At 63.4% G+C, this 12,604-nt stretch carries 13 protein-coding genes and 1 other annotated feature; of the genes, 5 read left to right on the top strand and 8 right to left on the bottom strand.

The window, feature by feature from the left end; genetic code table 11:
• Positions 1 to 4: 4 nt before the first annotated feature.
• The 4 genes from B5G28_RS05365 to B5G28_RS05350 are packed head-to-tail and all read right to left on the bottom strand — an operon-like array spanning position 5 to position 3,873.
• The gene (locus B5G28_RS05365) at positions 5 to 1,279 is read right to left on the bottom strand and encodes an O-acetylhomoserine aminocarboxypropyltransferase/cysteine synthase family protein (protein WP_087246695.1); all 1,275 of its coding nucleotides are present in this window, start codon (positions 1,277 to 1,279) and stop codon (positions 5 to 7) included.
• 34 nt (positions 1,280 to 1,313) lie between these two features.
• Positions 1,314 to 1,970: a methionine ABC transporter permease gene (locus B5G28_RS05360; protein WP_087246694.1), complete on the bottom strand. Its 657-nt coding sequence runs from the start codon at positions 1,968 to 1,970 to the stop codon at positions 1,314 to 1,316.
• Positions 1,967 to 2,980 carry an ATP-binding cassette domain-containing protein gene (locus tag B5G28_RS05355; protein WP_087246693.1) on the bottom strand — a complete coding sequence of 338 codons (1,014 nt, stop codon included), beginning with the start codon at positions 2,978 to 2,980 and terminating at the stop codon, positions 1,967 to 1,969. Before B5G28_RS05355 ends, B5G28_RS05360 begins: the two co-directional genes overlap by 4 nt.
• A 23-nt stretch (positions 2,981 to 3,003) precedes the next feature.
• A complete protein-coding gene (locus B5G28_RS05350; RefSeq protein ID WP_087246692.1) occupies positions 3,004 to 3,873 on the bottom strand; it encodes a MetQ/NlpA family ABC transporter substrate-binding protein in 870 nt (289 codons plus the stop codon).
• Positions 3,874 to 3,970: 97 nt separating this feature from the next.
• Positions 3,971 to 4,235 (bottom strand) — a binding site (T-box leader).
• Between the two features lie 141 nt (positions 4,236 to 4,376).
• Here B5G28_RS05350 and B5G28_RS05345 point away from each other — a divergent pair.
• A complete protein-coding gene (locus B5G28_RS05345; protein ID WP_087246691.1) occupies positions 4,377 to 5,165 on the top strand; it encodes a threonine/serine exporter family protein in 789 nt (262 codons plus the stop codon).
• Positions 5,162 to 5,650, top strand: a complete 489-nt coding sequence (locus B5G28_RS05340; protein ID WP_087246690.1) for a threonine/serine exporter family protein — start codon at positions 5,162 to 5,164, stop codon at positions 5,648 to 5,650. Before B5G28_RS05345 ends, B5G28_RS05340 begins: the two co-directional genes overlap by 4 nt.
• 727 nt (positions 5,651 to 6,377) lie before the next feature.
• On the opposite strand, the gene B5G28_RS05335 is transcribed toward B5G28_RS05340, so the two are convergent.
• The 3 genes from B5G28_RS05335 to B5G28_RS05325 are packed head-to-tail and all read right to left on the bottom strand — an operon-like array spanning position 6,378 to position 8,639.
• Complete coding sequence (locus B5G28_RS05335) at positions 6,378 to 6,962, bottom strand: flavin reductase family protein (RefSeq protein ID WP_087246689.1); 585 nt, start codon at positions 6,960 to 6,962, stop codon at positions 6,378 to 6,380.
• Complete coding sequence (locus B5G28_RS05330; RefSeq protein ID WP_087246688.1) at positions 6,959 to 7,936, bottom strand: glycosyltransferase family 2 protein; 978 nt, start codon at positions 7,934 to 7,936, stop codon at positions 6,959 to 6,961. The genes B5G28_RS05335 and B5G28_RS05330 overlap by 4 nt, the downstream gene beginning before the upstream one ends.
• A gap of 22 nt (positions 7,937 to 7,958) precedes the next feature.
• Complete coding sequence (locus tag B5G28_RS05325; protein WP_087246736.1) at positions 7,959 to 8,639, bottom strand: Crp/Fnr family transcriptional regulator; 681 nt, start codon at positions 8,637 to 8,639, stop codon at positions 7,959 to 7,961.
• A 246-nt stretch (positions 8,640 to 8,885) separates the two neighbouring features.
• Between B5G28_RS05325 and B5G28_RS05320 the strand changes: the two genes are divergently transcribed.
• The 3 genes from B5G28_RS05320 to B5G28_RS05310 all read left to right on the top strand — a co-directional run bounded on the left by B5G28_RS05320 (position 8,886) and on the right by B5G28_RS05310 (position 11,424).
• The gene (locus B5G28_RS05320; RefSeq protein ID WP_087246687.1) at positions 8,886 to 9,947 is read left to right on the top strand and encodes an MqnA/MqnD/SBP family protein; all 1,062 of its coding nucleotides are present in this window, start codon (positions 8,886 to 8,888) and stop codon (positions 9,945 to 9,947) included.
• Positions 9,948 to 10,057: 110 nt separating this feature from the next.
• Positions 10,058 to 10,825: an ABC transporter permease subunit gene (locus B5G28_RS05315; protein ID WP_242956766.1), complete on the top strand. Its 768-nt coding sequence runs from the start codon at positions 10,058 to 10,060 to the stop codon at positions 10,823 to 10,825.
• Entirely contained in the window at positions 10,822 to 11,424 is a 603-nt protein-coding gene (locus B5G28_RS05310; RefSeq protein WP_087246685.1) for an ATP-binding cassette domain-containing protein, read from the top strand. The genes B5G28_RS05315 and B5G28_RS05310 overlap by 4 nt, the downstream gene beginning before the upstream one ends.
• On the opposite strand, the gene hemW is transcribed toward B5G28_RS05310, so the two are convergent.
• On the bottom strand, positions 11,421 to 12,494 hold the full coding sequence (gene hemW, locus B5G28_RS05305) for a radical SAM family heme chaperone HemW (RefSeq protein WP_087246684.1): 1,074 nt from the start codon (positions 12,492 to 12,494) through the stop codon (positions 11,421 to 11,423). The two genes, B5G28_RS05310 and hemW, sit on opposite strands and share 4 nt — an antisense overlap.
• Positions 12,495 to 12,604: the final 110 nt, after the last annotated feature.

Raw genomic sequence — 12,604 nt, 5'->3', positions numbered from 1 at the left:
GGGTTCAGACCTGGTCCAGGGCCTGGGCGATGTCGGCGATCAGGTCCTCGCTGGACTCCAGACCGCAGCTCATGCGCACCAGCTCGGCGGGAACGCCGGCGGCCTTCAGCTGTTCGTCGTTCATCTGACGGTGGGTGCTGGAGGCGGGGTTCAGGCAGCAGGTGCGGGCGTCGGCCACGTGGGTCTCGATGGCGGCCAGCTTCAGGGACTTCATGAAGGTGCTGGCTGCCTCACGGCCGCCGGCCAGACCGAAGGACACCACGCCGCAGCTGCCGTTGGGCAGGTACTTCTGGGCCAGAGCGTGGTAGGGGCTGGATTCCAGACCGCAGTAATCCACATAGGCCACCTTGGGGTGCTTCTCCAGGAACTGGGCCACCGCCAGCGCGTTGGCGCAGTGGCGGGCCATCCGGACATGGAGGCTCTCCAGGCCCAGGTTCAGGATGAAAGCGGACTGGGGAGACTGGCAGCAGCCAAAGTCACGCATCAGCTGTGCGGTGGCCTTGGTGATGAAGGCGCCTTCCTTGCCGAAGCGCTCGGCATAGGTGATGCCGTGGTAGCTGTCGTCGGGGGTGCACAGGCCGGGGAACTTGTCGGCGTGGGCCATCCAGTCAAACTTGCCGCTGTCCACGATGGCGCCGCCGATGCAGGCGCCGTGGCCGTCCATATACTTGGTGGTGGAGTGGGTGACGATGTCGGCGCCCCACTCGATGGGCCGGCAGTTGACGGGGGTGGGGAAGGTGTTGTCCACAATCAGGGGTACGCCGTGGGCGTGGGCGGCCTTGGCGAACTTCTCAATGTCCAGAACCGTCAGGGCGGGGTTGGCGATGGTCTCGCCGAACACAGCCTTGGTGTTGGGCCGGAACGCAGCGTTCAGCTCTTCCTCGGTGCAGGTGGGCTCCACGAAGGTGACCTCCACGCCCATCTTGGCCATGGTGACCGAGATCAGGTTGAAGGTGCCGCCGTAGATGGTGGAGGAGGAGACGATGTGGTCGCCGCACTGGCAGATGTTGAACAGGGCGAAGAAGTTGGCCGCCTGGCCGCTGGAAGTCAGCATGGCGGCGGTGCCCCCCTCCAGAGCCGCAATCTTGCGGGCGACGGCGTCGCAGGTGGGGTTCTGCAGGCGGGAATAGAAGTAGCCGTCGGCCTCCAGGTCGAACAGCTTGCCCATGTCCTCGCTGGTGGAGTATTTAAAGGTGGTGGACTGGATGATGGGAATCTGGCGGGGTTCGCCGTTGCCGGGGGTGTAGCCTCCCTGGACGCAGATGGTGTCGCGATTCATGGCAGAAAACTCCTTTCATACATGACAGGATGGTTTATTTGCGCAGGCGTTTGTCGCTGTGGTTGGACAGGGCGGTGCCCACGGTCTGGAACAGCTGAACGAGAACGATCAGCAGGACCACGGCTATCAGCATGATGTTGGCCTGATAGCGGTAGTAGCCGTAGGAAATGGCGATCTTGCCCAGGCCGCCGCCGCCGATGGCGCCGGACATGGCCGAATAGCCCAGAATGGTGGTGAGGGCGGTGGTCATGCTGGAAATCAGGCTGGGCAGGCTCTCGGGGATCATGACCTTGGTGATGATCTGGAAGGGGGTGGCGCCCATGCTCTGGGCGGCCTCAATGACGCCGGCGTCCAGCTCCCGCAGACTGGTCTCCACCAGACGGGCCACAAAGGGGAAGGAGGCCACCACCAGGGGCACGATGGTGGCGTTGGTGCCCACCGTGGTGCCGATGATGAAGCGGGACAGGGGGAACACGCAGATCATCAGGATCAGGAAGGGGATGCTGCGCAGGATGTTGATGACCACGTTGAGGGCGTGCATCAGCCAGCCGGGCAGGGGGAGCACCCCGTCCTTGTCGCCGGCCACCAGCAGGACGCCCAGAGGCAGACCCAGCACCAGGGCGAAGGCGGTGGACAGCACCGTAATATAAAAGGTCTCCCAGACCGCAAATGCAAAATCTTGTACCGTCACAGGCCGGTCACCTCCTCTACTGTTACGCCGGGCTGAACCTTGATGTAGTCCACGGCCCGGCGGGCCTCGGACACATCCCGGGGCAGGCGCAGCATCATGCTGCCAAAGCACTGGTCGTTGAGATCACGGGTATCGGCGCTGAGGACGCTGACCAGGATGCCGGTCTCGGCCGCCAGACTGGCCACCAGGGGCTTGGAGGTGGAGGAGCCGTTGAAGGTCAGGCGGATGACGTGGTCATCGGGGGCGAAGGAGGCCAGCTCGCGGGAGGCCTTGCCGCCGCCGGGAGCCACCAGACGGCGGGCTGCCGCGGTCTTGGGCCGGGCAAAGATCTCCTGCACAGCGCCTTCCTCCACCACGCGGCCTCCGTCCAGAATGGCCACCCGGTCGCAGATGGCCTCCACCACGCTCATCTGGTGGGTGATGACCACCACGGTGATGCCCAGTTTCTGGTTGATCTCCCGGATCAGGGAGAGGATGGAGCGGGTGGTGTCGGGGTCCAGGGCGCTGGTGGCCTCGTCGCACAGCAGAACCTTGGGGTTGGTGGCCAGGGCGCGGGCGATGGCCACACGCTGGCGCTGGCCGCCCGACAGCTGGGCCGGGTAGGCCTCGGCCTTGTCGGGCAGGCCCACCGTCTGCATCAGTTCCCGGGCGCGCTTTTCGGCGTCGGCCTTTTTGACGCCGGCCAGCTCCATGGGGAAGCAGACGTTTTTCAGGCAGCTGCGCTGCATCAGCAGGTTGAACTGCTGGAAGATCATGGTGATCTCCCGGCGGCGGGCCCGCAGATCGGCGGGGGAGAGGGTCTCCATGGCGGTGCCGTCAATGACCACCGAGCCGGAGGTGGGCCGTTCCAGCAGGTTGATGCACCGCACCAGGGTGCTCTTGCCTGCGCCCGACATGCCGATGATGCCGTAGATCATCCCGTCGGGGATGGTTAAGTTGATGTCCTGCAGGGCCTCGACGGCGCCGTCCTTCATCTGGAAGGTCTTGGACAGATGTTTGATCTCAATCACAGCGGATGCTCCTTTTGCGCGTGTCAGGCCTGGATGGCGTCGAGGCTGGTCTGCTTGCCGCCGTAGATGCCCATGGGCTCCACGTGGATGCCGGCCACGGTCACCAGGTGGGTGCCGTTCTGCTCATTGAAGTCGTCCAGGTAGGGCTGATGCTGGAAGTAGTTGGTGTCGACGGTGCCATCCTCCACGATGTTGTTGGGGATGATGTAGTCGTCGTACTCCTGGATGTCCAGGGTGATGCCCTTGGCCTCCAGAATGGGGACGCAGACCTCCAGCACCTCGCAGTGGGGAGCGGGGGTGGCGGCGCAGCTGACGGTCTGGCCGTTCAGAGCGTCGTAGTCCACGGTGGGGTCATAGCCATCGGTGGGGTTCTCCACCACCGACACCACGGCGCCGCCGTACTGCTCCAGCATGAAGTCCTTGACCTGCTGGCTCTCCAGGGCAGCGGCCAGAGCCTTGATGAGGGGGTTCTCCTCGTTGCCTTCCTTGCAGACCAGCACGTTGACGTAGTCGGAAGTGCCGTCCTCCATGGCCAGAGCCTGGGTCATGGGGTCCAGACCGGCGGCGATGGCGTAGTTGGAGTTGATGACGGCGTAGTCCTCATCCTGCAGGACGTTGGGAACCTGGGCGGCCTCCACCTCGTCGATGACGATGTTGTGGGGGTTCTCGGCGATGTCGTTCTTGGTGGCGGTGATGCCGGCGCCCTCTTTCAGGGTGAAGAAGCCATTCTTCTCCAGCAGCTGCAGGGCGCGGGCCTCATTGGTGGTGTCGTTGGGCACAGCCACATGGAGCTGGGCCGAGCTGCCATTGCCGGAGGAGCAGGCGGCCAGGGCGGCGGCTGCGGCGGCAGCACCGGTGACTTTCAGGAAATTGCGGCGCGAAATCTTCAGCATAATCAAAACCTCTCTTACTATCCCACATAAAATGCTTCTTGCGTTCGTGTTTTGCGACGGAAAAATAAAAACTCCCGTCCGTACAGGCCTCCATGCCTGCAAGGACGAGAGCAGAATGCTTCCGTGGTACCACCTTGTTTTGCCGGTCCCTTGCGGGGCGCGGCCTCGATGCTGCGGCAGAAATTTTTCTGCGTACAGCCGGACGCTGTAACGGGCGCACCCGTCGCAGGCTTGGTGCTCTTGCTCCTCGCCCGCGCAGCTCCGAGACCATTTTCAGCTCCCTGTTCCCCGCCTGCTTCCACCGTCCAGGCTCTCTGGAAGGGGTCAATGCGAGAGCTTACTCTTCTCTTCACAGCCAATTTTGTGATATTGTTTTTATTGTATCCACCGCAGGACAATTTGTCAACAGGCAAAGTGAATCTTTTTTTGCTTGTGCAGTGCGGGCCTTCGTGGTAAAGTATTAGGGTGAACAAGGGGCCCCGCCCCCATAACAGGAGGAGAGTATGGCGGAGAACATCCAGCTTTACCCCGACGGCGAGGAACGCCGCCGTATTATGGATTTCATCATGGCAGCAGGGCAGACCCTGCTGGAAAACGGAGCCGAGGTGTTCCGGGCGGAGCAGACCATGCAGATCATGGCCCGCAGCCTGCACCTGCGGGAATTTCACGTATATGTGCTGACCAACGGCATTTTTGCCAGCGCCGGCACCGCGGAAATCAGCGAAGTGCGGAACGTGCCGGTGCGCACGATCCATCTGGGCCGTGTGGCGGCGGTGAACGAGCTGTCGCGGGAAATTGCAGCGGGCCAGGTGAACCTGGAACAGGCCGAGCTGCAGCTGGTGGCCGCCCGGCGGATTCCCTTCCCCGGGGGACTGACCCAGGTGCTGAGCGGGGCCATCGGGTCGGCGGCCTTCGCCATGATGTTTGGGGGCGGCATTTGGGAGGCGGTGGCCGCCGCGGCCGCCGGAGGCACCGTCAACCTGTATCTGTGGCTGTGCCGGCGCCTGCCTGCCCTGATTCAGAAAATCACCGGCGCGGCCCTCATCACCCTGGTGTGCATCCTGGTGTGCGGGGCCCTGGGGGCCAGCGTCAACCACGCCGTCATCGGCGCACTGATGATCCTGACCCCCGGCGTGGCCTTTACCATGTCCATCCGGGATTTTGTGAAAGGGGACTATCTGTCCGGCACCATCCGGCTGATCGACGCGATCCTGGTGGCCGCCTGCCTGGCCTGCGGCACCGGCCTTGTGCTGCGGGCCCATACCCTTCTGACGGGGGTGACGGTGGCATGACGAGCGCACAAATCTTTGAGCTGCTGCGGCAGTTTATCTTTGGCGGGGTGGGCACCCTCTGCTTCGGAATGCTGTTCGGCATTCCCCGCAAGTGCTACCTGGCCTGCGCCACCACCGGCGCCGTGGGCTGGCTCGCTTATGAGCTGGCGGTGATGCTGGGGGTGGGGGCTGTCACCGCCAACCTGCTGGCCGCAATCCCGCTGACGTTGCTGGCCCGCATCTTTGCGGTAACCCTCAAGGCCCCGGTGACGGTCTTTCTCCTGAGCGGCATTTTCCCCCTGGTGCCCGGCGCCGGCATTTACTATACCGCCTACTATTTTATCCAGAATGATAACGTCCAGATGGCCGCCAGCGCCGCCGATACCGTCAAAATCGCGGCAGCTCTGGCTATCAGCATCTCGCTGGTGCTGGGCCTGCCTTTCCCCAAATCCAAACAGTATAAGCAAGCCACTCAGCCCTCCGCTGAAGATAAAAAGCAAAAATAATTTTATAAAAATATTTTTATTGTTTTCGTGCCAAACGCCTGTGAAAACAGGCGCTTTTTTGTTTTCCCCAGCCCTGCGGATGAACCCCCTTGCGGCGTGACGCACAGCGGATTGGGAATGTACGGCAGCAGACTTGATTTGACGGCACGAAGCCTCCCCCAATTAAAAAATCCCCGTTTCCCTTTGCGGGAACGAGGATTTGTGATCTTATAGGAGCTTTTCAGCGCGTTGGAAAATTAAGTTATGCCGGACCTTGCATCGTATTCGGCCGCAGGCCGGGAGCCTCATAAAGAGGCTGGAACTTTGCCGCCGGCTGGGCCTTGTGAAGATTACAGCAGTCGGCGGTACCAGGTGAAGCCCTCTTACGCTTAGCCAATTTTCTCTGCGGGCATGAATGCCCTTGTGAAAATTGGAGCGCTGCTCCGGGTTGTGGTGCCCTGCTTTTGCTTCGAGCGTCGCCGCGCTCTCGCAAAAGGCAGACCACGGCCCCAACTTCGGCTCGGCTGTTTCTGCCGCGGGCAGCACCTCGCCTACGTTGCCAGCGGCGGCTCCCTGTTTCATCCACTGGATGCGGTCGCTGTGTTTGCGTACCGTGCCGCAGGCACAAACGTAACGAGCGAGCCGGAGCGTAAAGGACCCGCGGAACCTTGGGAGCCCCGGAAAGTGTATGGTACCCAGTAAAGCTTTTTGCCAAGCTTTTTCTCGAAAAAGCGGGAGAAGCGGGAGGTTAGCGGCGTTTTTTGGAGGTGGATTTTTTGCGGACCGAATAGCCGAAGGTTCCCAGACGGCGGCCCAGGGCATGGTATTCGCCGTGGCTGTAGGCAATGAGCCGGGCTTTGTCCAGATGGAGCTTGCCCTCGCTGTCCAGAAGATCCTCGTCCACACAACAGCCGACCACTTCGGCCAGGAACATGTCGTGGCTGCCCAGAGGAATGACCTGGGTGACCCGGCACTCCAGATTGACCGGACTCTCCTCCAGAATGGGACAGTCAGGCAGGGCGGAGCCCGGCGCGGCATGAAGCCCCATGGCCTGGAACTTGTCCACGTCCCGGCCGCTCTTGACTCCGCACCAGTCCACCGCCCGGACCAGGGCCTCGGTGGGGAGATTGATGGCAAACTTCCCGCTCTCTTTGATCAGATTGTAGCTGTAGCGCTCGGGCCGGATGCTGATGGACACCATGGAAGGCTTGGTGCAGATGGTGCCGGCCCAGCCGATGGTGATGAGGTTGGGTTTTTCCAGACTGCCGCAGGAGACAAGGACCGGCGGCACCGGGCTCAAAAGGGTGGAACCTCTCCAGTTCTGTTTGCTCATCCGTGATACTTCCTTTCGTAGGGCTCCCAGGTCCGCTCGCTGATGATGTAGCGGGGCCGGGCTTTGGTTTCCATATAAATCTTGCCGATGTATTCCCCGATGACGCCCAGACAGATCAGCTGGATGCCGCCCATCAGACAGACAATGCAGACGGTGCTGGCCCAGCCGGCCACGGTGCTGCCCATCAGCCCCATCACCACGGCCCAGATCACCCCGATGAAGCTGACAATGCTGAACAGCATTCCCACGCCGGTGATCAGCCGGATGGGCTTGTTGGACAGGCTGGTGATGCCGTCAAAGGCAAGACTCAGCATTTTGGACAGGGGATAGTGGCTTTCGCCCGCCAGACGCTCGTGGCGCTCATAGGCCACGGTGGTGCTGGGAAAGCCCACCAGAGGCACCATGCCCCGCAGGAAAATATTCACCTCGTGGTAGTCGGCAAAGTTCTCCAGCACCCGGGCGCTGATGAGGCGATAGTCGGCGTGGTTAAAGACAATGTCCGCCCCCAGCAGGTTCATCAGGTGATAGAACCCCTCAGCGGTGAACCGCTTGAAAAAGGTGTCGGTGTCCCGGCGGCTCCGCACGCCGTACACCACCTCGGCCCCGTCCAGGTACTTCTGCACCATCTCGTCCATGGCGTTGATGTCGTCCTGGCCGTCGCAGTCGATGGAAATGGTGATGTCGCACTTGTCCCGGGCCTCCATCAGGCCCGCCAGGACAGCGTTCTGATGGCCCCGGTTGCGGCTCTGGCTGATGCCGATGAAATGCTCGTCCTGCCGGGCAAACTGGCAGATCAGCTCCCAGGTGCGGTCCCGGGACCCGTCGTTCACAAAACAGACCCGGCTGCGGTCGCTGATGAGGCCCGCCCCGGCCAGGTCCAGCACCTTCTGCAAAAACTGGGGCGCCGTGATGGGCAGCACTTCTTCTTCGTTGTAGCAGGGGATGATGATCCAGAGAATCGGTTTTCCGCTCATGATGAGAAGCTCCTTTGGCGTTTTATTGGGACAGCCTGCGCAGGGCGTCGGGGTCCCGCAGTTTAAAGCTGCTGCGGTAGGTGTCCAGCAGACCCTCCCGCTGCATCCGGCCCAGCTCCCGGCTGAGGGCGCTGCGGTCACAGTTGAGATAATCGGCCAGCTGGGCCCGGGTAAAGGGAATGCGGAAGGTCAGCTGCCCGGCCCGGTCGGCCTCGCTGAGCAGATAGGCGGACACCTTGGCCCGCAGACTGCGCAGAAGCAGCAAATCTACCCGCCGCGCCAGCAGAAAATATTTGTCGCTGATGGTGCGCACCAGATTTTGAAGCACCTGCTGCCCGGCGGCGGTGCCGTCGGGGCAGAGAAGCCGCTCGTAGGGAATCAGCAGGACTTCGCAGGGGGTGACGGCGGTGACGGTCACCGGGCTGTACAGGCTGGAGCCCCCCAGCACGTCCCCGAAGATGCCTCCGGGCCCCATCCGGGTGATGGGCAGGGGGCTGCCGTCGGGAGCCCGGCGGACCGCCTCGATCCGGCCCGACAGGATGACCCCCACGCTGTGGCTGGGAGCTCCTGCCTGAACCAGCACCGCGCCCCGGTTGTAGCTGCGGCGGGCGGCGCCGATCCGGGCCAGAAGGCCGTTCAGGTCCTCCTCGCTCAGACCGCTGAACAGGGCGGTGGATTGTAAGAGTGTAACATCGTTTTGCATGGATTGGTTCCGATGGCGCGGCCGGCCCGGGCGGGCCGAGGCGCCGGCAATGATGGTGTGTTCCAGAGGCCTGCGGGCCGGAAAGGGTGCGGGGCAGTCGGGCCCCGCCGCCGGGACCGGCAGGCGTTCTGTTGCATATGCAACGGTATTTTCCTTTTCATTATAGTAGAATGATGCCTGCAAAGCAAATGGTTTTGTGCAATTTTTGGAAATTGTAAAAATTGGAAAGTGAGAAGGAACGAAACAATGAAGAAATGGATTTCTCTGCTGCTCTCGGCAGCCATGCTTTTGTCCCTGGCAGCCTGCGGGAGCTCGGCCTCCGGCAGCACGGCGGCTTCCAGCGAAGCAGCCTCCAGCCAGGCGGCCTCCAGTGAGGCCGCATCCTCGGAAGAGGCCGCCGAGCCCCTGTCCACCACCGATCCCGTTCGGATTGCCGGCCTGAAGGGCCCCACCACCATGGGCCTGGTCAACCTGCTGCCCATACAGGAGGAGGGCACCGCATCCCTCAGCTATGACCTGCAGCTCTACGGCGCTGCCGACGAGATTGTCCCCCTGCTGACCAAGGGCGAGCTGGACATGGCCGCGATTCCGGCCAACCTGGCCGCCACCCTCTACCAGAAAACCCAGGGCGGCATCCAGGTGATGGCCGTCAACACCCTGGGCGTCCTGTATGTGGTGGAGAAAGGTGACACCGTCCAGTCGGTGGCCGACCTGAAGGGCCGCACCATCCTGTCCACCGGCAAGGGCACCACCCCCGAGTACGTCCTGCGTTACATTCTGGAGCAGAACGGCATTGATCCCGACCAGGATGTGACCATTGAGTTCTACAGCGAGGCCACCGAGGTCACCGCCCAGATGGCGGTGGCAGAGGACGCCATCGCGGTGCTGCCCCAGCCCTATGTGACCTCCGCCTCCATGCAGGATGACACCCTGCGGGTGGCTCTGGATCTGACCGAGGAGTGGGACAAGATCTGCGACACCCAGCTGATCACCGGCGTGACGGTGGTCCGCACCGAGTACGCCCAGGAGCACCCCGACGTGGTGGCCGCTTTCCTGGAGGACTACACCGCCAGCGTGGACGCCGCCAACAATGACCTGGACGGCACTGCCGCCCTCTGCGAGGAGCAGGGCGTGGTGGCCAAGGCAGCCATCGCCAAGGCAGCTCTGCCCAACTGCAACATCGTCTGCACCACCGGCGAGGATATGAAGGCCGACGTGGCAGGTTATCTGCAGGTGCTGTATGATGCCGACCCCGCCGCTGTGGGCGGCTCGATGCCGGACGACGGCTTCTACTGGCTGGGCGAATGAGAAGGCCCCGGCCCGCTCAAAAATCACCCGAAAACGGAAAAAGGGCGCCCCTTGCGGGGCGTCCCTTTTTGGTTTATACTTTTCTGGAACAAAGCAAAAGGAGGTGTGCTGTGAAATCCAAGAAAAAGTCCTGGCCCGCCCGTCTGGCGGCGGTGGCGTTCTGGCTGGCCCTGTGGCAATGGGCCGCCGTGGCCGTGGGTCAGGAGGTGTTTCTGGTGTCCCCCATCCGGGCGGCCGGGACCCTGCTGCAGCTGCTGCCCACCGGGGATTTCTGGGCCCGGGTGGCTTTTTCCAGCGGGCGGATTCTGCTGGGGTTTGGCCTGGGCGCACTGTGCAGCGTGGCTCTGGCGGTGGGGGCGCGGCTGTCCCGGACGGTGGAGCTGCTGCTGGACCCGGTGATGCAGCTGGTGAAGGCCACGCCGGTGGCCAGCTTTGTGATTCTGGCCCTGGTGTGGGTCCGCGGGAAGGATTTGAGCATCCTCATCAGCTTCCTGATGGCGGTGCCGGTGCTGTACAGCGCCGTCCGCACCGGCATCCAGAGCACCGACGTCCAGCTGCTGGAAATGGCCAGGGTGTTCCGCCTGCCGGCGGGACGGCGTCTGCGGGCCATCTGGCTGCCGGCAGTGCTGCCGGCTTTCCGGGAGGGGTGCCGCACCGCCCTGGGTTTGTGCTGGAAGAGCGGCGTGGCCGCCGAGGTCATCGGCCTGCCCGACGGCAGCATCGGCGACGCCCTCTACCGGGCCAAAATCACCCTCTCCACCGGGGACCTGTTTGCCTGGACCTTTGTCATCATCTGCCTGTCCGCCCTGTTTGAGAGGGCCTTTTTGGCCCTGCTGGGGCTGGCGGTGCGGCGCGTCTGCGGGGAGGGAGAGCCATGACGCTGCAAGTGGAACATCTGACCAAGCGCTTTGGGGAACACCTGCTGTTTGAGGATTTAACCTTCTCGGCGGCGGCCCCGGCGGTGCTGTGGGCTCCCAGCGGCTGGGGCAAGACCACCCTGCTGCGGATTCTGCTGGGCCTGGACAAACCCGACAGCGGTTCGGTCGCCGGGGTGGGCCGGGCGGCGGCGGTCTTTCAGGAGGACCGGCTTTGCCCCCAGCTGTCGGCGGTGGACAATGTGCTGCTGGTCCTGCCCGACGGCAAAGCCTGCCGCTCTGCGGTAGAGAAAGACTTTGCCCTGCTGGGCATGACCGGCGAGGCCCTGACCCTGCCGGCGGCCCGGCTGTCGGGGGGACAGAAGCGGCGGACCGCCCTGCTGCGGGCGGTGTGGGCCAAAGCCGACACCCGCCTGCTGGACGAGCCCTTCACCGGTCTGGACCCTGTGTCCATGGAAAAAGCGGCGGCTCTGCTGAACCGCCGCTGTGCCGGAGGGCCTGTGCTGCTGGCCACCCATGACCGGGCCGCCATTGAGGCCCTGGGGTGGCCGGTGCTCCGGCTGGATGAACTGAAAGGGGGGACCGGCCGTCCCCTGCCTTAAATCAGTTCCTCCAAAATGCTGTTCTGTACGATCATCCCCAGGGGGGTGAGGGCAATGTGGTCCGGGGTCAGGGTCAGGTAACCGGCCCGGGCGCAGTGCTCCAGAAAGGCCTGCTGGTGAGCGGTGAATTCCGCCCCGCCCCGGCGGCGGTATTCGGCCAGATCCAGCCCGTCGGCCAGCCGCAGCTGGAGGATCAGGTAGTCCTCAGCCCCGCAGACCCCGTCGGGCACCGGGTCAGACCCGGCGATGAAAGCGGCGGTGTCGGGGGAATAATAAAACCGCCTGTTTCCCATGCAGCTGTGGGCGGCAGGGCCCAGACCCAGATAGTCCCCGCAGTCCCAGTAGATGCGGTTGTGCTGTCCCTCAAAGCCGGGCCGGGCAAAGCTGGAAATCTCATACTGCCGGTAGCCGGCCCGGGCCAGCTGTTCCACGGCGTAGAGGTAAAAGTCGGCGGCCTGGTCGGGGTCGGGCAGACCCTCGGGGGGACGACGGCCAAAGGCCGACCCCGGCTCGATCTTGAGCAGGTAGGCGGAGATGTGCTGTGCGCCGCCTTCCTGGATCAGAGCCAGCGTCTGGTCGAACTCAGCCCGGGTGTAGTGGGGCAGGGCCAGCATGATGTCGCCGCTGATGTTGGCAAAACCGGCCTGCCGGGCGGCGGCAAAGGCAGCCCGGGCCTGGGCGGCATTGTGGGGCCGGCCCAGGGTCCGCAGCTGGGTGTCGCTGGCCGACTGAACCCCCAGCGACAGCCGGTTGACGCCGGCTTCCCGGAAGCCCCTGAGCCGTTCTTCATTCACGGTTTCGGGGTTGGCTTCCAGGGTGATTTCGGCCCCCGGCCGGGGCGCTGCCGCCTGAATCAGGCGCCGGGCCTGAGCCGGGGTGAGGAGGCTGGGGGTGCCGCCTCCAAAGTAGACGGTATCCGGCGCACCGGGCAGAGGATGCCGGTGCAATTCTCGCAGCAGGGCGTCAATGTAGGCGTCGGGGACGCCCCGCTGGCCCCCGGCGGCGTAGAAATCACAGTACCGACAGCGGGAAAAACAATAGGGAATATGGTAGTACAATCCGAAAGACAAAATCAGTCACAGCCTTTTCATGAAACGTTCATTTCTCTATAGTATACTGTAACCATCAGAGCGGGGCAAGAGCCCATGACACCCCCGCCCGTGGAAAAAGGAGTGTCTTA

Origin of the sequence: Faecalibacterium sp. An77 (genome assembly GCF_002161315.1) — a bacterium.
Classification (GTDB): Bacteria; Bacillota; Clostridia; order Oscillospirales; family Ruminococcaceae; genus Faecalibacterium.
This window is presented reverse-complemented; position numbering and strand designations above follow the sequence as displayed.